This window comes from Confluentibacter citreus (genome assembly GCF_002807055.1).
GTDB classification, from domain to species: Bacteria; Bacteroidota; Bacteroidia; order Flavobacteriales; family Flavobacteriaceae; genus Confluentibacter; species Confluentibacter citreus.
Window position 1 is genome coordinate 146,948 of record NZ_NIXN01000009.1, and the last position, 20,658, is coordinate 167,605.

The following is a 20,658-nucleotide window of genomic DNA, read 5'->3' on the forward strand; positions in this document are numbered from 1 at the left end:
TCCTCCTCAAGAGGTGAGATAAATGAGTTACTTCATTTTATTCAACATCCCTTTCCAACGTAAATTTCTAATAAATTTGCCTTCTTCTTCCGTAACTAAAAAGTCTGTATTATTTTTTTTCGCTTCAAAATAACCAACCATATAATCCTTAAATAAATCAAACCGTCGTTTTTTATAAGCTAGTTTCATAGCTGAAATGAAGGTAATTATAAAACCATACCGCATTTTGTACATGGCTTCACCCTGCAAATATTTTGAGGCTTTGTTATAGCTTATTCCAGTAGGTTTTAAGTGTTTTACTTGTAAAGACTCGTCAGTTAAAAGTTCCCAACCATAATATTTGGCTAGCAGTTCGTCCACCGTATCCCAACCCATAGAGGGTTTTAATTTTCCAATTTGTAGAAAACATTCTTTTTTATAGGCTTTTAAAGCACCACGAATATGATCTTTTCTGGTTAAGTTTTCTAAAATCCAATGTCCATTTTTTTCTATATAGCAAAATCCAGCAGCCATACCCAATTTGTCATTGTTGCCAAAATGCATGGAAAGTTGTTCTAAATAATTATTCGGAAAAATTAAATCAGCATCAAACTTACAAATGATATCATAATCGGTATCTAAAACAGCATATCCTGTATAAAACGCATTGATGATTTTTGAACCCGGTAAATGTTCGTTCGTGGATTTAGAATTAATTAATTCAATCCATGAATGTTTAGTACGATAAGCTTCTACAATATCTTGGGTGTCATCCGTAGAATTATCATTGACCACCACAAGACGTTTTGGTTTTAATGTTTGATTGACCAAAGAATCGAGGGTTAAACCAATTGAACTTTCTTCGTTGTGAGCGGGTATGATGATGTAAAAATTCAAAAAATGAAAGGTATTTTAATGTTTAATTTTTTCAGCATAAACGATGTAATATCTAGGCGTAAAAAACCTTAAAATCGGTCTGATGCCCAGTTTTTTAGTTGGGTTGGTCCATTTTTCACTGGCGATAATTTTCCATCCTGTTTTTTCCAATAGCCAATCAAATTGCCAATCTTCAAACTCATGATAATGCCTGTCAAGCATATCAGTTTTGCTTCTATAGGCAGACGAAAACCATAATTTAAGAGGAACACTTGCCACTAATTTATCAGCTTTAATAGATTTTAAAACGGTGAATGGTGACAGTAAATGTTCGAAAATCTCAAAAGCCGTAACCACTTGGGCATCAGAATTTTTTATGGCAGACGTATCGATATCCAAATCCTCCCCCAAAGTATTATTAACTTTATAACCATGTTCTTGCATCACTTTTGTAAACGGATTTTCAACACCTAAATCTAAAATAGTTTCAGTATTGGAAATGTGCTTTTTTAAGAAGTTAATGGTATGTTTATAGCGTTTATCTGGATAACTGTTCTGGTACATTCGTTATATTTATTTCAAATATATTAAATAAGCAGACATTGAGTAGGTAAATCAATTTCATATTTAAAATGTTTTTACATTATAAAGTATTCAAAGTAATTATAAAATGCGTTTAGTTTTATTGGAAACCTTTACTTTTGAAAGTATTAAAAATAAATAACAAATTAGATTATTGTAAGTCATTCAAAACCAATATTTGAAAGGGAATAGAACACATAAACAAGTCTTTTGGTTCACCATCATTAATTATGTTGGTGCAGCTATAGGCGTAATTTCTACAGTATTTATTTACCCTTATGACAAGGAATTTCTTGGCGTGGTTAGGTATGTTGATAGCATGGCGCAAATGCTTTTCCCCATAATGGTTTTGGGTGGTGCCCAAGCGCTCATTCATTTTTATCCAGCACTCACAGAGCAAAATAAAAATCAGCTTTTTAAGTATGGTATTGTTACTATTTTGGGTTTAAGTTTGGCGATTTTGGCAATTCTTTTGTTTGGTAAAACATTTGTTGATTGGGAAAATTATAAATATGTATTTTATGCATTTCCTCTAGCGTTTTCCTTGGCTTTTGTTGAATTATTTAAAAGGCAGGCTACCAATATCGAGAAATTGGAAATACCTACTTTTTATGAGAAAATAATTCCGAAGCTCAGCTTGCCTATTATATTTCTGCTTTTAATTTCTGAGCATTTAGATAAAATAAGCGCCTTAATCGCCTTTATTGGTTCTTATTTTATATTGCTTCTACTAATGGCCATGTATGTGTTTAGGCATTATAAATTACATAGTGGCTACAATTTTAAATCGCTTTTTAGTGAAGTACCCAAAAAGGAATATTATAAATACAGTTTTTATAGTTTTTTAGGAAGTTTTGGTGCACTTTTCGCTTTTAGGATAGATGCTTTTATGATTCCAGAGTTTTTATCTTTTGAAGCCAACGGAACGTTTAATATTGGAGTAGCGTTAGCAACCTCATTAGCCATTCCAGCTACAGGGATGTTTGCCATTTATGCCCCTAAAATTTCAGCTTATTTAAAGAATGATGGTATTGTTGAATTAGGAAAAAAATATATAGAAACGGCTAAACTATTGTTTTTTATTGGTGCCATTTTATATACGGATGTTGTTTTGGGAATTGATTCGTTTTTTAAAATGTTGCCTACGTATGATAAGTTGGTCGATTCCATTCCAATAATAATACTGCTCGGTTTCAATGTGCTCTTTAATATGTCCACCGGCTTTAATTCTGAAATCATTTCTTATTCAAAGTATTACAGATTCAATATCATAGCGATACTTATTCTGTCTATACTAAACATATTTTTAAACCTGTTCTTTTTAACGCAAACCAATCTGGGAATTATAGGCGTGGCGTATGCGTCTTTAATCGCTTTGATAAGCTTTAACTGTTCTAAATTAATTTTTATTTATAAGAAATTTGGAATTCTGCCATTCGATAAAGACTATTTAAAACTTATTGGAATGGTTAGTGTGGTGTTTGTTCTTTGTTATATACTGCCCGAAAACTCAAATACAATTTTAAACCTATTGATAAAAGTAGGTTTAAATACATGTATCATTATTTTTATAACTTATAAAATGAAGTGGGTTTACAGCTTAAATTATTGGCTTGATAGATTCATTAAACCTTATAAACAATAGCATTAATATTCATGCCAGCTCCCACACTTGCAAACATAATAACATCACCTCTACTAATAGATTGATTTTCGAGTTCGCCTTTTAAAATGCGATCAAATAAAGTAGGAATTGTTGCTACGCTGGAATTGCCCAGCTCGGTTATGGTCATAGGCATGATGCCTTTTGGCATGTCCATGTTGTATAATTTGAAAAAACGCTGCACGATAGCTTCGTCCATTTTTTCATTAGCTTGATGAATCAGTATTTTTTTAAGATCTTTAATATCAACACCACTAGCATCCAAACAGGATTTCATAGCGGCAGGAACGTTTGTAATGGCGAATTCGTAAATTTTTCTACCATACATTTTTATATAACGTCTTTTGCTTTTTGATTCTTGATTATTGGTTTCCCCAAAATAAATATAGTGGGCTTCATCAAATGCATAGGTAGCAGTTTCATGAGCAAGGATACCACCTTCCAGATTGGTGGATTCTATTACAACGGCACCCGCGCCATCACTATAAATCATGGAATCTCTATCATGCGGGTCAAGAATTCTAGATAAGGTTTCAGACCCGATAACCAAACATTTTTTAGCCATACCTGCTTTAATAAAAGCGCTTGCATGGATTACGGCTTCTACCCATCCTGGACAACCGAATAAAATATCATATCCAACACATTTAGGATTTTTAATTCCCAATAGATGTTTTACTCTAGAAGCGATACTTGGCACGGTATCACTTTGGTGGGAATCATTTCTAACATCACCATAATTATGAGCTACGATAATATAATCCAACGCTTCCGCATTCACCTTAGAATCTACTATGGCACGTTCAGCAGCAAAAAAAGCCATGTCTGATGCATTCAAATGGGGTTTCGCATAACGTCTTTCCTTTATACCAGTTATGGCCTTAAACTTTTCAATAATAATATCATTGGAATGATTTATTGATGAACCGTCACTATTTAAGAATTCATGGTTTTGGAAATTTTCGTTTTTCTCGATGATGTCTGGAATATAGCTCCCAGTTCCGGTGATTTTGATATTCATAAAAGAGAATTTGGCTGAAATAATTTATTGTTGCTCTAAGATAGTTTCTTTTGATTTAAAGTAAATGCAATCCCATTTTATTTTACGATGTTCAAAGTCCGTTTTAAGCTTCCATATAAGCCTCAATGGGGGCACAGGTACAGATTAAATTGCGGTCTCCATAAGCATCATCTACACGTCTTACACTCGGCCAAAATTTATTATTTTTTACATAGTCTAAAGGATAGGCCGCTGTGTCACGTGAATATGGATAATACCATTCATTAGCCGTTAGCATCTCTAAAGTATGTGGCGCATTTTTAAGCACATTATTGTCATCGTCTTTAGAAGCGTTATCGATTTCTTTTCTAATGGAGATCATGGCATCACAAAATCTGTCAATTTCAGCTTTACTTTCGCTTTCAGTAGGTTCAATCATTAATGTGCCAGCGACAGGAAACGATACGGTTGGCGCATGGAATCCATAGTCCATCAAGCGTTTGGCAATATCTGTCACTTCAATACCGTTGGCTTTAAAAGCTCTACAATCAACTATCATTTCATGGGCAGCGCGTCCGTTTTCACCAGAATATAAGGTATCAAAATAACCTTCCAATCGGCGTTTGATGTAATTAGCATTTAATATGGCAATTTTAGTTGCCTGTGTTAAACCTTCTGCCCCCAACATTTTTATATACCCATAAGAAATTAAACACGCTAAAGCCGATCCAAAAGGTGCTGCTGAAATCGCCGTAATAGCTTTTTCGCCTCCGACTTTTTTAACAGGATTGCCCGGTAAAAAGGGGGCTAATTGTTTGGCTACACAAATAGGTCCAACACCTGGGCCGCCGCCGCCATGAGGAATGGCAAACGTTTTATGTAGGTTTAAATGACAAACATCTGCACCAATATTTCCGGGATTTGTTAATCCGACTTGCGCATTCATATTGGCACCGTCCATATACACTTGGCCGCCATTATTGTGAATGATTTTGGTAATATCTTTTATGCCCGACTCGTAAACCCCATGTGTAGATGGGTAAGTAACCATCAAACATGATAAATTATCTTTATGAAGTTCCGCTTTTTCACGTAAGTCATCAATATCTATATTGCCTTCTGGAGTCGATTTTGTTACCACCACCTGCATGCCTGCCATCACGGCACTCGCTGGATTGGTTCCATGGGCAGACGATGGGATTAAACATATATTTCTATGATGGTCCCCTCTTGATTCGTGATAGGCTTTGATGACCATCAATCCTGCAAACTCACCTTGTGCACCAGAATTTGGTTGTAACGATGTGGCAGCAAAACCAGTAATTTCGGTTAGTTGTTCTTCCAATTCTTTTAAAACCGTTAAATAGCCTTGCGCTTGTTTTGATGGCGCAAATGGGTGAATATTGGTCCATTTAAACCAGCTTAGAGGCAGCATTTCTGAAGCAGCATTTAATTTCATGGTGCAAGAGCCTAATGAAATCATGGAATGGTTTAAAGATAAATCTTTACGCTCTAACGACTTTATATAACGCATCAATTCTGTTTCAGAATGATAGGTGTTAAAGACATCTAGCGTTAAATAATTTGATTGACGTTGTAATGATTCAGCAATATTATTGGATTCTGTGATAGATGAAATCACGATTGTTTCTTTTTTGGCAGCTTCAGCAAAGACTGAAATCAGATAATTAATATCTCTAATGGCTGTCGTTTCATTTATTGAAATAGTGACCGTTTCACTATCAGGATAATAAAGATTCACCTTTTTTTCTTTAGCGACCTTTTTTATTTTTTTAGCATTGGTTTTTATTTGAAGCGTATCGAAATAAGACGTGTTAATTTGATTGTAACCTAATTTTTCCAAAGCATTTGCCAAAGTGGTTGCTTTGTTATGAATTTTGTCCGCAATAAATTTCAAGCCTTTCGGACCATGATAAACCGCATACATACTCGCCATAACCGCCAACAACACTTGCGCTGTACATATATTAGAAGTGGCTTTGTCACGCTTAATATGTTGCTCTCTTGTTTGCAGTGCCATACGCAACGCCCTATTACCATCAACATCTTTTGTAACCCCAATAATGCGTCCAGGCAAATCGCGTTTATAGGCATCTTTAGTTGCAAAATACGCAGCATGTGGGCCGCCATAACCCATCGGAATTCCAAAACGTTGCGTGGTTCCCAAAACCACATCCGCTCCGAATTTCCCTGGCGCTTCCAGTTTTATTAGACTTAAAATATCGGCAGCTACAGCGACTTTAATTTGAGCATTTTGGGCTTTAGTTATAAAGGTTTTTATGTCTGTAACTTGTCCGTCTTTGCCAGGATATTGCAAAATAGCACCAAAAAATTCCGAAGAAAAATCAAAAGTAGACTCGTTACCAACAATCAGTTTTATGCCAATCGGAATGGCTCTGGTTTCAAGTAACGAAAGCGTTTGTGGCAATATATTTTCTGAAACAAAAAACTTATTAACCCCCGCTTTTTTTTGCTCACGTTCACGAACAGCGAACAACAAGCTCATGGCTTCGGCAGCAGCAGTGCTCTCATCAAGCAACGATGCATTGGCTATTTCCATGCCTGTTAAATCGGTAATCATGGTTTGGAAATTAAGCAAGGCTTCTAATCTTCCTTGTGCAATTTCAGCTTGATAAGGTGTATAAGCCGTGTACCAACCTGGGTTTTCTAAAATATTTCTTTGAATAACCGCCGGCAAAATAGTTGGATGATAGCCCAAACCGATATAAGTTTTGTATGCTTTATTTTTTTTAGATAATTCATGAATATGAAGCAAATATTCGTGTTCGGTCATGGGAGCATCTAAACGCAACGCTTTTTTTAATCGTATATCACTTGGAACGGTTTCATTTATGAGTTGGTCTAATGAGTCTACTCCAATGGTTTTCAACATTTGGATTTGGTCATTTTCATTCGGACCAATATGACGCAGGGCAAAAGCGTTTGTATTCATATAAATTGATAGAATTAAGGCGCAAAATTACGCAATTAATGATGCCTTTTTCAGTGCTTAAAATGAAAGTTTTTAACCAATTGAAAACGTTATTAACACTTTACTTATTTTTGTAAGATGACCATATTAAAAAAGCTTTTTGATTTTTACATAAATAGCAGTATACATGTGGCATTATCTGTTTTTTCACTGACATGGATTACACTAATGGAATACGATATTCCTTGTGATGCAGATGTGCTGTATTTTGTCTTTTTTTCATCCATAACCGGCTATAATTTTGTAAAGTATTTTGGGATAGCCAAATTTCACCACAGAAGATTGGCAAGATCATTAAAAGCCATTCAAGTATTTTCGTTTTTTAGTTTTTTGATGTTGTGTTATTATACACTGAAATTAAATACTCTGAGTTTGCTTTGTATTGTAGGGTTCGCACTTGTAACGTTCTTTTACGCCATCCCTTTTTTGCCAAAACGATTTTTTATAGATAATCATTATAATTTAAGGCGTATAAGTGGTTTAAAAGTGTATCTTATTGCTTTGGTTTGGAGTGGTGTTACCGTTTTTCTACCTTTAATAAATAATGATTATCCTATAAATGTTGATGTTGTAATAACTGGGATTCAACGGTTCCTTTTTATTATCGTTTTAATGTTGCCTTTTGAAATAAGGGATTTGCAATATGATAGTTTAAAGTTGGCCACCATTCCGCAGAAAATAGGTGTGAGGTGGACTAAAATTATCGGAGCATTACTTTTGATGTGTTTTTGTTTTTTAGAATTTTTTAAAAATAAAGTCACAATAAATTACCTGATTGTTTTATTTGCGATGGCTTTAATAACGATGTTGTTTGTAATTGTTTCTAAAAAGAATCAGGGGATGTACTATAGCTCTTTTTTTGTAGAAGGATTACCAATCTTATGGCTGATAATGCTGTTTTTTTTGGATTATTTTAACTGATCTTTCAAAGCTTTTTCAAATTCTAATCTCATAGCTTCTTTGCACTTTTTATCCAAACATTCTACTTTAGCTTTATGAATCGTGGTGGACAACTTTTTATTGTTTTTTGAATATTTTCTACAAGCCTTACAAAAGATTAAATGCATGTAGAGCTTCATTCTTTCCCAAATAGAGCTTTCTTTATATTGGGATTTATCGCAAACATGATGGGCTTCATCACAAGGAACCATAATTTTCATTTTTTTACTCATAATTAAAACCAATTTTTTTCCAAACAACTTGCCATGGCAGTTCTAGCACGGTGAATTATAACCCAAAGATTAGACGCATTGATGTTCAATTCTTTACAAATATCCTCGGTTTCATAGCCTTCAATGGTTTTCATTCTAAAAACTTCGGCTTGTTTTTCGGGTAATTTACTCAGGCAATCAAAAATGGCATCACCCAGTTCGCTATTCTGCATGAGGTCTTCGGCCGTTTTATCAAAGGGGTCTGCAACACGTTCTTCAAGCCAATCGCCTTCGCTTTCATCATCATTATAGGTGATTCTAACTTCAGCTTTTCCTTTGTTTGAATTTATTTTTCGGTAGTGGTCTATGATTTTTCTTTTTAAAATGGAAATAAGCCAAGTGCGTTCACTGGCCTCACCTTTAAAATTCTTCATGGATTTCAAACCAGCCAAAAAGGTGTCTTGCACCAAATCCTGCGCCATATCCCTATCGCTTACACGTGTAATTGTGTAATTGAATAGGTAATCGGAATATAAATCAATCCATTTATTCGGATTTAATTGATGTTCAGGCATTGCATTGCAATTTTTGGTAATCAAAAATAAGGTAAAAATTTAGATTCTTGTTATCTAAAATATTCTAACAATCCAATTAGTCTAACAATCTAAGGAATCTAATTATCTAACAATCTAAATCAATCCCGCCCGTTTCAACAACGCCTCAGGTTTTGGTTCTTGTCCTCTAAAACGTTTGTACAGCACCATAGGGTCTTCTGTGCCACCTTGGGATAATACATGGTCTTTAAATTTTGTTGCGATATCTTTGTTAAATATGCCTGATTCTTTGAAGTATTCAAAAGCATCAGCATCTAACACTTCTGCCCATTTGTAACTGTAATAGCCAGATGAATAACCACCTTGAAAAATATGGGAAAATGAGGTACTCATACAATTTTCAGCAACATCTGGAAACAATTGTGTGCCAGCAAAGGCATTGTTCTCAAATTCCTTTACGGATATAATTTCCTCAGGCGTTTCGCCACCGTGCCAACTCATATCCAATAATCCGAAACTTATTTGACGTAAGGTTTGCATCCCTTGTAAAAAGGTAGCTGATTCTTTTATTTTTTCAACTAAATCCATGGGGATGACTTCGCCAGTTTCATAATGCCTGGCAAATAACTCCAAAGCATCTTTTTCGTAACACCAATTTTCCATAACCTGACTTGGTAATTCAACAAAATCCCAATACACACTCGTGCCAGATAAACTCGGGTAGGTGGTGTTGGCCAACATACCATGTAAAGCGTGGCCAAATTCATGGAACAGAGTTGTCACTTCATTAAAGGTTAAGAGTGACGGTTTGCTTTTTGTAGGTTTAGTAAAGTTGCAAACAATGGAAATATGTGGCCTTTCTTGTTGGCCATTTTTCACATATTGTGGTTTATAAGAAGTCATCCATGCGCCATTTCGTTTTCCTGCTCTGGGGAAAAAATCAGCATAAAAAATGGCAATAAACTCATTGTTGCTGTTTGCCACTTTATAGGTTAAAACATCTTCATGATATTTGTCTATGGTGTGAATTTCTTCAAAATGTAAATCGAATAATTTATTAGCAACAGTAAAAGCACCGTTTATAACGTTTTCTAGTTTGAAATAAGGCTTCAATTGTTCGTCATCAAGGCTGAATAGTTTTTGTTTTAATTTTTCAGAATAATAAGTGCCATCCCATTTTTCAAATGGTTCAATACCATCCAATTCTTTGGCAAAATCTTGTAGATTTTTAAACTCTTTTTCAGCAGCTGGTTTTGCTTTAACAAGTAGCTCATTTAAAAAATTCTTAACTTTTTCAGGCGTTTTAGCCATACGTTCTTCCAACACAAAATGAGCGTGGGTTTTGTAGCCTAATAGATTGGCACGTTCATGCCTTAATGTTGCAATTTGTAAAACAATATTTTGATTATCTAAATCGTCATTATGAAATCCTTTTTTGCCAGCAGCAATGGTTATTTTTTTACGAAGTTCTCTATTATCGGCATAGGTTACGAAAGGAATGTAGCTTGGATAATCTAAAGTGAATAGCCAGCCTTCTTTTTCTTTAGATTCTGCCAATTGCTTGGCAGCTTCAATGGTACCTTCAGGTAAACCAGATAAATCAGCTTCATTCATTATTAGCATTTCAAATTTATTGGTTTCTGCTAAAACATTTTCACCGAATTTTAGTTTTAACTGACTTAATTTTTTGTCAATCTCGCGTAATTTATCTTTCTTGTCCTCAGGTAAATTAGCGCCGTTTCTTGAAAAACTTTTATATTTTTTATCGAGAAGTGTTTGTTGTTCGGTTGTTAAATTCAATGTGTCTTTTGAATCGTAAACGGATTTTACGCGTTTAAAGAGCGCTTCATTTAAAGTAATATCATTACCGAATTCCGATAAAAGTGGTGATACGTCTTGGGCTATTTTTTGTATTTCATCATTGGTTTCGGCAGAATTCAAATTAAAGAAAATACTGGAAATTCTATCCAATTGCTCACCCGAAAATTCTAAAGCTACAATAGTATTTTCAAAAGTTGGATGTTCAGGAGTATTTACAATCCCATCAATTTCAATTTTAGCATTTTCAATGGCTTTTTTAAAGGCTGGAAGAAAGTCTTTATTACTAATCTTTGAAAAAGGAGCTGTATTATATAGAGTTTGGTAATTTTTTAATAATATATTTTCCATTTCGATAAAAAGTGTGTTAAAAAATAAAATTTATTATGTATGCATAATAAATTTTTTATATTTTTGTAGTCTAAATTAGTTTTTAAAGAGTGACTAACTCAAATAATTACTTGATAGTAAACCTCGAATTTAATTATTCGGGGTTTTTTATTTTAAGCCTTTAGCCGATACATTCACGGCTTCTTTTAGTCCGTTTTTATAATCAATCACTTTGTTTAAAATATCTGGATTGGAGGTCCCCAAAATTTGGGCGGCTAAAATACCTGCATTTTTAGCGCCATTCAAAGCCACAGTCGCCACAGGCACACCACCAGGCATTTGAAGAATGGAAAGTACAGAATCCCAGCCATCAATGGAATTACTGCTTTTTATGGGCACACCAATAACAGGAAGCGGTGATAAGGATGCAATCATGCCTGGCAAATGGGCTGCACCACCTGCACCAGCAATAATAACCGAAAAGCCTCTTGTGTGTGCATTTTTGCCATAGTCAAATAATTTTTCAGGTGTTCTGTGAGCCGAAACAATATCAACTTCCACATCAATATTAAAATCTTTTAAAATATCAATCGCGTCTTGCATCACTGGCAAATCGCTTTTGCTTCCCATGATTACTCCTACTTTATTCATAAAATTCCAAATTTAAAATTCCGAATACCAACTTTCGCATTAATTTGAAATAATTGGAATTTGGTTCTTGTTTTTGCGATTTATTCGCTTATTACTTTAATAGTATTTTTAACTTGTTCCGCTATTTTTCTTGCTTCATCCAAGTTTTCATTTACAATGGTTACATGTCCCATTTTTCTAAACGGACGGGTTTGTTTTTTGCCATAAATATGTGGCGTTACGCCATCCATTTTCATGATGGTTTCAATATGCTCATAAACAACATCTCCCGTATACCCTTCGGCACCCACTAAATTTACCATAACGCCTCCAACTTTACTATCGGTTCTTCCTAAAGGCAAATTTAAAATGGCACGTATATGTTGTTCAAATTGAGATGTATAGCTGGATTCTATGGTGTGATGTCCTGAATTGTGAGGTCTTGGTGCGACTTCATTTATTAAAATTTGGTCATCGAGGGTTTGAAACATTTCCACCGCTAATAAACCAACATGATTAAAAGCTAGCGATGTTTTTAAAGCAATATCCGTTGCTTTTTTTGCAACGTCTTCAGAAATCCGAGCAGGACAAATCACATATTCTACTTGGTTGGCTTCTGGATGGAATTCCATTTCTACCACAGGATATGTTTTTGTATCTCCAGAGGCATTACGAGCAACAATAACGGCCAATTCATTTTTAAAAGGCACTAATGTTTCAGTAATGCATTCCACACTTGGTAGGTTTTCTAAATCGGTCATGGATCTTACAATTTTTACGCCCGTGCCATCATATCCAAATTGGGCACATTTCCAAACAAAAGGGAATAATAAACTTTCACGTTCAATGGCTTCTGTAATTTCAGAAGTAAAAGCAAATCGCGAAAATGGTGCCGTAGGCAAATCATTATCTACGTAAAATAATTTTTGTGTCGCTTTATTTTGAATGGTTCGTAAGGTGTTTGATGCTGGATATACTTTTATACCTTCTTTTTCTAAGGCTTCAAGTGCATCAACATTCACGTTTTCAATTTCAATCGTTAGCACATCAACTTGTTTTCCAAAATTGTAAACAGCATCGTAATTCATCAAATCGCCTAAATGAAATTCATTACACGCCATCTTGCAAGGGGCATCATTGTTTGCTTCTAAAACACAGGTGTAAATGTCAAATTTCCTGGTATCGTAAAGCAGCATTTTTCCTAATTGTCCACCACCAAGAATACCAAGTTTAAAATTCGAAGAAAAATAGTTCATACATTATTTTTATTGAAACTATCCAAAAGGATATGCAAAAATACATTTAATATCCTAAATCGTAAATCAAAAAATGCGTATTCGTTAATCTATTGATTATCTTTGCCTCTTTAAAAATTCAAAACAGGTGATAAATCTTCACAACAAACAGTTTAAGCCATTTATTTCTTCGGAAGAAATTCAAAACGCCATAAGTAATATGGTTGATAAGATTTCTAAAGATACAGGAGACGACATTCCGGTATTTGTTGGGATATTAAATGGGTCGTTTATGTTTGTCAGCGATTTTGTTAAAAAATATCCAAAACCTTGTGAGGTTACTTTTATAAAACTGGCTTCTTATGAAGGTGTTAGATCTACTGAAGATATTCAACGTTTAATAGGCATTACCCAGAATTTAGCAGGGCGTACCGTAGTTGTTTTAGAAGATATTATTGATACGGGAAATACCTTGGCAGAGATTCATAGGATTTTTAAAAATGAAAAGGTAAAATCGCTTAAAATCGCCACGCTTTTTCACAAGCCAGAAGCCTACAAAAAGGATTTTAAAATACATTATATAGGCATGAAAATTCCAAACAAATTTATAGTTGGCTATGGTTTGGATTATGACGGATTAGGAAGAAATTTACCAGAAATATATCAAATAAAAGAAACACAATTCATGACAAATTTAGTATTATTTGGCCCTCCAGGAGCTGGAAAAGGAACGCAGGCAGAATTTTTAAAGACAAAATATAACTTAGTACACATCTCTACTGGCGACGTTTTTAGGTTTAATATTAAAAATGAAACTGCTTTGGGGATGTTGGCCAAATCTTATATGGATAAAGGCGAGTTGGTTCCTGACCAAGTTACCATTGATATGCTTGAAGCCGAAGTTGAAAAAAATGCCTCTGCAAATGGTTTTATTTTTGATGGATTTCCGCGTACCAATGCCCAAGCTGAAGCCTTGGATACCTTATTGGAAAGTAAAGATTCATCAATCAGTGCCATGGTTGCCTTAGAAGTGGATGATGAGATTTTGGTAGAACGTTTGGTTGGAAGAGGAAAAACAAGTGGAAGAGCTGATGATGCCGATGAAGCTATCATAAGAAACCGTATCGCTGAATATTACAATAAAACAGCCATTTTAAAAGATTATTATTCGGCTCAAAATAAATATTTTGGCGTTGATGGCGTAGGGAGCGTGGAGGATATTACGGTTCGTTTAAGTAAAGTTATCGACAATCTTTAATTTGTCGTTTTTGCGAATCCCGATAGCTATCGGGAAGGAATCTTAATTATTTAGAACTACAAAATAAGTTTTCCCTTTCTCGGGAATGACAAAGAGATTAAAAGTAAAGAGAGACACTTTTAACTTTTAACTTTTAATTTTTAACTTTTTTATGACTGAAGGAAATTTTGTTGATTATGTAAAGATGTTTGTGACTTCTGGAAATGGAGGCAAAGGTTCTGCGCATTTACACCGCGAAAAATTTATTGAAAAAGGTGGTCCAGATGGTGGTGATGGTGGTCGTGGTGGTCATGTGATCCTTCGTGGGAATTCAAATCTTTGGACCTTATTACATCTGAAGTTTAAAAAGCATATTCGGGCAGGTCATGGTGAGCATGGAGGGAAAAGTAGAAGTACAGGTGCTGATGGCGAGGATTTTTATGTAGACGTTCCTTTAGGAACCGTAGTGAGAGATACCGAAACCGATGATATTATTTTTGAAATCACCGAACATGGTGAAGAAAAAATTATTGCCGAAGGTGGTAAGGGAGGACTTGGTAACTGGAATTTTAGAACATCCACCAATCAAACGCCAAGGTATGCGCAACCCGGTATGCCACACGAAGAAAAGCATATCACGCTTGAATTAAAAGTATTGGCAGATGTGGGTTTGGTAGGTTTTCCAAATGCTGGAAAGTCAACCTTGTTATCTGTTATTACCTCTGCAAAGCCAAAAATAGCCGATTACGAATTCACCACCTTAAAACCTAATTTGGGGATTGTTGAATATCGTGATTTTCAAACCTTCGTTATGGCCGATATTCCCGGAATTATTGAAGGCGCTGCAGAAGGTAAAGGCTTAGGGCATTATTTTTTAAGACATATTGAACGGAACTCTATTTTATTGTTTTTAATCCCAGCGGATGCCAAGGATATTAAAAAACAATATGATATTCTGTTGGATGAGCTTCGTAGGTATAATCCAGAAATGTTGGATAAAGATCGCCTAATTGCTATTTCAAAATGCGATATGTTGGACGACGAGTTAAAAACAGAACTTAAAGAAGAATTGGATAATGAATTGCCGATTCCATTCCTGTTTATTTCTTCAGTGGCACAACAAGGTATTACGCAACTTAAAGATGTTTTGTGGAAGATGCTGAATGGTTAAAACCGTTCCAAAATCCAATTTTTAATGATTTCAAGAGCCATAGGAGAGAAGGTTTCTTCAATTTTACTGTATTCTTGCATGCTGCCTGTTTCAGCAGTTTGAAATAAATGATTGAGGCCATCTAATTCTTTTATGGTGACATCTTTATTTCCTGCTTTTTCTAAGCCATTTTTAATGCCTTCCAAATTAATATCAGGGATCACCTGAAAATCTTTGCTGCCATTTAAAGCCAATACTGGGCATTTTGTTTTTTCTAAATAATCTTTTGGCTCTATTCTAATGAAATTACAAAGCCATTCCGATTTCAAAATGCCTAATTGTTGTTCAATCATAACAGGCGTTATGTAAGGCGCAAGCACAGACATGGGATTGTTTGTTTTATAATCATTAAGGGCTTTAGTGATTTTAGTTTTTATTAGTTCTTCATCAGTATTAGTTCTAATGATATCATATATCATGCTTGCTAATTTTTCGTTTTCATCTAAAAAGCCTTCTGGTGTTCCCGCTAATTCTCCAGCTTTTCTTGCTTGGGTTGTTAGAATGTCGGCTCCATTGACTCCTGGTCCTGCAAGTAATACAATGAAAGCAATATCTTTATTTCTGGAAGCCACCATAGGTGAAATTAATCCGCCTTCACTATGTCCAATCAATCCTATTTTTGCAGTATTAACATCATTTCTGGATTCTAAATAATGAATGGCAGCTTCAACATCTGTAGCAAAATCAAACGTAGTTGCCGTTTTAAAATCTCCCTTAGATTCCCCGACACCTCTGTCATCATAACGTAAAACAGCGATGCCATTTTTCGTTAAATAATCAGCTATAACTAAAAAAGGCTTATGTCCCAATAACTCTTCATTTCTATTCTGTGCTCCAGAACCAGAAATTAAAATAGCAACTGGTGGATTTTTTATGTTTTTTGGTAATGTAAGCGTGCCTGCTAATGGAATGCTATCCGCAGTATAGTTAATAAAAGAGATATCTTCGGAAGTATAATCAAATGGTTCTTTTGGTTCTTGAGGTCTATTGCTTTGAGATACTAATACTAAAGAAAAAAAGAAGAAAGTGATATTTAAAATACAAGAGAATGGTTTCAAATTGCTATGATTTTTATGATTAATAAATGTACTGATATTAAAATGCAGTTCAAAATATTTAATCAATAGCTTTATGTCCATGGAATAATTTTTGATTAACTTTAATAAAAAATTACTCCAAATGAAACGATACTTATTAATTGGAATGACATTGTTAATGATGTCTTGTGCGCCCATTCGTGTGAATTACGATTATGAAAGAGGCACGGATTTTACCAAATACAAAACCTATCAATATTATGGCGATATGGAAACGGGTTTGAGTGAATTGGATACCAAACGCCTATTGGATGCCATTGATTTAAAAATGAAAGAAAAAGGATTTACGATTTCTGAAAACCCCGATTTTTTGATTGATATAAAAAGCAGTGAATACAAAGAGGTGCAACGTAATAATGTTGGTGTAGGCCTAGGTGGAGGTGGCGGCAACATGGGAGGTGGTGTTTCCATAGGGTTGCCGATTGGTCAATCCAACGTGAATCGCCAGATTATTATTGATTTTGTTGATGAAAAAGGTAAAGGTCTTTTTTGGGAAGCCGTCAGTGAATCTGTTTTTACGCCCAATGCAACACCAGAAAAACGGGAAGCACAATTAAAGGCAGTTACTGAAAAAGTATTGGCACAATATCCGCCACAGCCATAATTTTATAATTATCATAACATATAAAATGCTCCTATTGATTTTTCATTTTGTAGCTTTACAAAAAGCAACATTTAATGAATTCAATACAAAATAAAGTCGCTCTAATAACAGGAGGTACTAAAGGCATCGGTTACGGTGTAGCAGAATCTTTAATGAAAGAAGGCGTTCATGTAGCCATCACCAGTAGAAGCGCATCGTCTGCAGAACAAGTAGCCAATCAGCTTAATTCCAATTCCAAAACAGGAGCCAAGGCGATAGGTATTCTTGCGGATGTAAGGGATTTTGAAAGTCATCAACATGCCGTTAAAACGGTTTTAAAACACTTTAATCAACTCGATATCGTTGTTGCCAATGCAGGTTTGGCACATTTTGTTAGTATAGAAGATATGACACTTGAGCAATGGCAAGAAACGATAGATACCAACCTTACAGGCGTATTTTATTCTATAAAATCGAGTGTGGAAGCCTTGAAAAAATCTAAAGGGTATTTTATTTCTATTTCAAGTTTGGCTGGTACCAATTTCTTTGCGAAAGGGTCGGCTTATAATGCCAGTAAATTTGGCGTTACAGGATTTACGCAAGCTGTTATGCTCGATTTACGTAAATACGATATTAAAGTCAGTACCATCATGCCCGGATCTGTGGCGACCCACTTTAACGGACATACGCCAGATGAAAATGATGCATGGAAAATCCAAAAAGAAGATATAGGTGACTTGGTCGTTGATTTAATTAAAATGAACCCAAGAACGTTACCAAGTAAAATTGAAGTAAGACCTACGATGCCTCCAAGTTAGTTAACAAAATTTCGATTAGTTTTTAACCACTTTTTTATTGGCAATCAACACATTGTTGGCGTAGAAGTTTACGATGTAAATACCTTGACTTAAATAACTAATGTCTATTTCTTGAGGTTCGTAATTAGAAATGGTAACTGTTTTTACTTTTTTGCCTTCCAGATTTATTAAATCAACTTTTAAATCTACGCTCAAAGTGTTTTCAGCTTTAATGGTTATAAAGCTATTGGATGGGTTAGGATATAAGGAAATGTTGAAATTATTAATCTCACTAGTTATATCATCAATGCCTAAAGATGAATTATCAATGCTCCAAGTAACAGTTGAAACATGAAATGAATCGTGATTATCAACTCTTAAAAGTGTTGTAGCATCGGTTACGGCAACAGTTAACGTATTCGTTCCAGTATTTAAATCCGTTTCTAAAATGGAAATAGCATCTGTATTAACAGCAAATTCAGAAGCATTTAATGTCCATGTATTTTCTAAAGTATTTGGAATAGGATGTATCAAATCCAATTGAAAATCAATGGGAAATGATGGGTTATTTATTGAATTTGAATCAGGGGTAAAAGAATCGATTGGTGACACCATAGAATGTATTTTTTCAACCATGCCTTCTTTGCAAACGGAACAAAAAGACACGCCTAGGTAGCGCATTTTACAGTTTTGATGAGGTCTGTACCAAGTAGCAGCGATTCCAGAACTTCCAAATGGATAAATATTTACATTATTGGTATTTATCCAATTTTTCCATTTTACTAAGCTAGGGTTGTTTTGTTGTGTCATATTAATAGCCTCACCTTCATAACCTGCTGCATAATATTCATCTTTTAAATTAAATAATGAATGACCTAATTCATGAATGGCAATTTCAGTTGAATTAATACCATTGCTAACACCTTTTGAAGCCATCGGAAATCTGCCACCGCTGCCACCATATTCAAGTGAATTAACTAAAATTAATGCTTGGTCGTAGGTTGGGAAATTCGTTGCTAACACATTCATTATTTTAGCTTGTGTGTTATTGGAGCTAAAACCATCAATTTCATAATAAAGTAACCTGTGATTTCCAAAGGAATCGTAAGTAGCATTAAAATAGGTATCCACATTGCGTATTGGGGACGCTGGCTCCGTAACATTTGTGGCAGTTCCAGGATGGTCTGCGCCACTTTCATTAGAAGGCACTTTTATAATATAGACATTAAAATAATTGGCATATTCTTTAAAAGGCGATTGGTTGAACATCGCATTGCTGAAGTTAATAGCATCGGTTTTAAATTGAGGCAATTCACTTGCCTGGTAGCCTTCGCTTAAAATAACCAAATTGATACGTTTGTCATCATCACCGGAAATTTTAATGGCTTCCACATCAAAAACTTGAGCGTATGTAAATTGTAAACTAAAAAATAAAACGATGAGTAGACTATGTTTCATTTTCAATCCAACTTGGTGGTGATTAATGGGCGACTATTTTGCAACGAATCTATGATGTGGCTAATGGTTATGTACTTTGTTTTGTCATGAAGCGCTAACCTTAATGATAGCGGAGCGCTTTTTAGTTCTATTTTTTTGCTTTCAAAGATAAGAGAATCATTAACGTATTCCATTATTTTCGATAAAGGGTTTTCTATAATGACCGTTTTAATTTCTAAGGAATCTTTATCTAGTTGACTGCATTTTAAGTCGCCCACAGCACCCGTTTTAAAATATGCTTCGGTATTGTTTTTTAGTTTACCGTCGGTAATAATTTTGTTTACAAACTGAATATGTTTGTCTCCATTAGCATCTTGAGAAATAGTATAATTTAAAAAAATAAGTTTTGGAGGGAGTGCTTCAATGATGATTTCATTTGCGACTATGTTTTTTTTTGCAGCGCAAGAGATATGTAACGCTATTAGCGATAGTAGTAAAAAGATATGCAGGTGGTTTTTTTGCAATGGGGTTTTAGTCCTTTTGGTTTTAGCTAAGATTAGCATTATTTATTTTTTAATATTTCTCTTTTGTTCAACCATCTAATTTGTACTTCAGGAAATAATTCTTTTAAATTTAACTCAATCTCATTTTTTAATATATTTTCATCAATAACATATGTTGCACTATAGAAAGAATAAATAGTTCTGTCTGAATTTATTAATGGCTTTTTTGGGTCTACAAAAGGTTTTAAAACCTCTAAGGCTTGATGGATAATCCAAGGATAAGGTCTTATATGTCTATGCATATGGTGGTTTAGCCAATTATTAACCCATTCTATTTCTATCCAATCGGTTTCAGTTGAGTATTGCACGGATTTTAATCCTTTCGAAATTTTTATTAGAGTTGATAATCCAATATTTTTTCCACTAGATTTTGCGTAATCAATTCCTAAAAGTCCTCTAACTCTACTCTCTAAAGATAATCTAATTGAATAAAGAGTCAAAAGGTCAGTAGAGTAATTATTTTGATACTGTTCTCTAATTTGGTGATTGTAAAACAATCTTTTTGCATTGTCAAATTGCACAGCGGAAGCTTGGGTATTTGTACTTATTAATATAAATGATGTGTCTTCATTTGAATCAAGAAATTGGACATAATCAGATATGTCTGCTACAACAGTCTTCAACTGTTCTGTTTTAATATTCTCTTTAATGAAATCTAAATATTCTGCTGCATTTTGGACGTGACATCTTGCTAATAATTTAGTTTCTTTATCATGCCATAAGATTTTGAAAGCATTTTGTCTTTTACATTTTACAGTTAAAGGTTTGCCACTAATTTTTTTTAAGTAGTAAATTAAATTGTCTAAATTTTCATTAGTCAAGTTGGTGTAAGCTGTCTTTAAAAAGGATGTTTTTTCCAATTTTTTCTTTGTTATCAAATGTTTGACTACCCATTTTATCAAA

The 20,658-nt window shown here is 34.4% G+C and carries 19 protein-coding genes; 6 read left to right on the forward strand and 13 right to left on the reverse strand.

Going from position 1 to position 20,658, the window contains the following annotated elements; all coding sequences use genetic code 11:
* Positions 1-27 precede the first annotated feature (27 nt).
* Positions 28-876, reverse strand: coding sequence for a glycosyltransferase family 2 protein (locus tag CDH49_RS14605; RefSeq protein WP_100616278.1), 849 nt, complete (start codon positions 874-876; stop codon positions 28-30).
* Positions 877-891: 15 nt separating this feature from the next.
* Positions 892-1,419, reverse strand: coding sequence for a methyltransferase domain-containing protein (locus tag CDH49_RS14610; RefSeq protein ID WP_100616279.1), 528 nt, complete (start codon positions 1,417-1,419; stop codon positions 892-894).
* 196 nt (positions 1,420-1,615) lie between these two features.
* Here CDH49_RS14610 and CDH49_RS14615 point away from each other — a divergent pair, with 196 nt between their 5' ends.
* On the forward strand, positions 1,616-3,082 hold the full coding sequence (locus tag CDH49_RS14615; protein ID WP_100616280.1) for a lipopolysaccharide biosynthesis protein: 1,467 nt from the start codon (positions 1,616-1,618) through the stop codon (positions 3,080-3,082).
* Here the strand turns inward: CDH49_RS14615 and CDH49_RS14620 are convergent.
* Positions 3,063-4,121 carry a 3-oxoacyl-ACP synthase III family protein gene (locus CDH49_RS14620; RefSeq protein ID WP_100616281.1) on the reverse strand — a complete coding sequence of 353 codons (1,059 nt, stop codon included), beginning with the start codon at positions 4,119-4,121 and terminating at the stop codon, positions 3,063-3,065. The two genes, CDH49_RS14615 and CDH49_RS14620, sit on opposite strands and share 20 nt — an antisense overlap.
* 103 nt (positions 4,122-4,224) lie before the next feature.
* Positions 4,225-7,074, reverse strand: coding sequence for an aminomethyl-transferring glycine dehydrogenase (gcvP, locus tag CDH49_RS14625; protein WP_100616282.1), 2,850 nt, complete (start codon positions 7,072-7,074; stop codon positions 4,225-4,227).
* Positions 7,075-7,191: 117 nt separating this feature from the next.
* Here gcvP and CDH49_RS14630 point away from each other — a divergent pair, with 117 nt between their 5' ends.
* On the forward strand, positions 7,192-8,034 hold the full coding sequence (locus tag CDH49_RS14630; RefSeq protein WP_100616283.1) for a UbiA prenyltransferase family protein: 843 nt from the start codon (positions 7,192-7,194) through the stop codon (positions 8,032-8,034).
* Here CDH49_RS14630 and CDH49_RS14635 read toward each other — a convergent pair.
* The 5 genes from CDH49_RS14635 to CDH49_RS14655 form a co-directional block, all read right to left on the reverse strand.
* Positions 8,022-8,285: a hypothetical protein gene (locus CDH49_RS14635; protein ID WP_239970676.1), complete on the reverse strand. Its 264-nt coding sequence runs from the start codon at positions 8,283-8,285 to the stop codon at positions 8,022-8,024. The two genes, CDH49_RS14630 and CDH49_RS14635, sit on opposite strands and share 13 nt — an antisense overlap.
* 2 nt (positions 8,286-8,287) lie before the next feature.
* A complete protein-coding gene (locus CDH49_RS14640; RefSeq protein ID WP_100616284.1) occupies positions 8,288-8,839 on the reverse strand; it encodes a sigma-70 family RNA polymerase sigma factor in 552 nt (183 codons plus the stop codon).
* Positions 8,840-8,953: 114 nt separating this feature from the next.
* Positions 8,954-10,987 carry a M3 family metallopeptidase gene (locus CDH49_RS14645; RefSeq protein ID WP_100616285.1) on the reverse strand — a complete coding sequence of 678 codons (2,034 nt, stop codon included), beginning with the start codon at positions 10,985-10,987 and terminating at the stop codon, positions 8,954-8,956.
* Positions 10,988-11,134: 147 nt separating this feature from the next.
* On the reverse strand, positions 11,135-11,617 hold the full coding sequence (gene purE, locus CDH49_RS14650) for a 5-(carboxyamino)imidazole ribonucleotide mutase (RefSeq protein ID WP_100616286.1): 483 nt from the start codon (positions 11,615-11,617) through the stop codon (positions 11,135-11,137).
* Between the two features lie 80 nt (positions 11,618-11,697).
* Positions 11,698-12,852: a 5-(carboxyamino)imidazole ribonucleotide synthase gene (locus tag CDH49_RS14655; protein ID WP_100616287.1), complete on the reverse strand. Its 1,155-nt coding sequence runs from the start codon at positions 12,850-12,852 to the stop codon at positions 11,698-11,700.
* A gap of 127 nt (positions 12,853-12,979) precedes the next feature.
* Here CDH49_RS14655 and CDH49_RS14660 point away from each other — a divergent pair, with 127 nt between their 5' ends.
* The gene (locus tag CDH49_RS14660; protein ID WP_100616288.1) at positions 12,980-14,089 is read left to right on the forward strand and encodes an adenylate kinase; all 1,110 of its coding nucleotides are present in this window, start codon (positions 12,980-12,982) and stop codon (positions 14,087-14,089) included.
* 151 nt (positions 14,090-14,240) lie between these two features.
* Positions 14,241-15,239 (forward strand): GTPase ObgE, encoded by a 999-nt coding sequence (obgE, locus tag CDH49_RS14665; RefSeq protein WP_100616289.1) that lies wholly within the window; start codon positions 14,241-14,243, stop codon positions 15,237-15,239.
* Here the strand turns inward: obgE and CDH49_RS14670 are convergent.
* Positions 15,236-16,417: an alpha/beta hydrolase family protein gene (locus CDH49_RS14670; RefSeq protein ID WP_157805331.1), complete on the reverse strand. Its 1,182-nt coding sequence runs from the start codon at positions 16,415-16,417 to the stop codon at positions 15,236-15,238. The two genes, obgE and CDH49_RS14670, sit on opposite strands and share 4 nt — an antisense overlap.
* A 40-nt stretch (positions 16,418-16,457) precedes the next feature.
* On the opposite strand from CDH49_RS14670, the gene CDH49_RS14675 reads away from it, so the two are divergent.
* Both CDH49_RS14675 and CDH49_RS14680 read left to right on the forward strand, forming a co-directional pair.
* Complete coding sequence (locus CDH49_RS14675; protein WP_100616291.1) at positions 16,458-16,979, forward strand: DUF4136 domain-containing protein; 522 nt, start codon at positions 16,458-16,460, stop codon at positions 16,977-16,979.
* Between the two features lie 74 nt (positions 16,980-17,053).
* Complete coding sequence (locus tag CDH49_RS14680; RefSeq protein WP_193434743.1) at positions 17,054-17,776, forward strand: SDR family oxidoreductase; 723 nt, start codon at positions 17,054-17,056, stop codon at positions 17,774-17,776.
* Positions 17,777-17,791: 15 nt separating this feature from the next.
* Here the strand turns inward: CDH49_RS14680 and CDH49_RS14685 are convergent, their stop codons facing one another.
* Genes CDH49_RS14685 through CDH49_RS14695 form a run of 3 tightly spaced genes read right to left on the reverse strand, consistent with a single transcriptional unit; the run spans position 17,792 to position 20,615 of the window.
* Positions 17,792-19,213 (reverse strand): T9SS type A sorting domain-containing protein, encoded by a 1,422-nt coding sequence (locus CDH49_RS14685; RefSeq protein WP_100616339.1) that lies wholly within the window; start codon positions 19,211-19,213, stop codon positions 17,792-17,794.
* A gap of 2 nt (positions 19,214-19,215) precedes the next feature.
* Complete coding sequence (locus CDH49_RS14690) at positions 19,216-19,755, reverse strand: hypothetical protein (RefSeq protein ID WP_100616292.1); 540 nt, start codon at positions 19,753-19,755, stop codon at positions 19,216-19,218.
* On the reverse strand, positions 19,755-20,615 hold the full coding sequence (locus tag CDH49_RS14695; protein ID WP_162296724.1) for a hypothetical protein: 861 nt from the start codon (positions 20,613-20,615) through the stop codon (positions 19,755-19,757). The genes CDH49_RS14690 and CDH49_RS14695 overlap by 1 nt, the downstream gene beginning before the upstream one ends.
* Between the last annotated feature and the right edge of the window lie 43 nt (positions 20,616-20,658).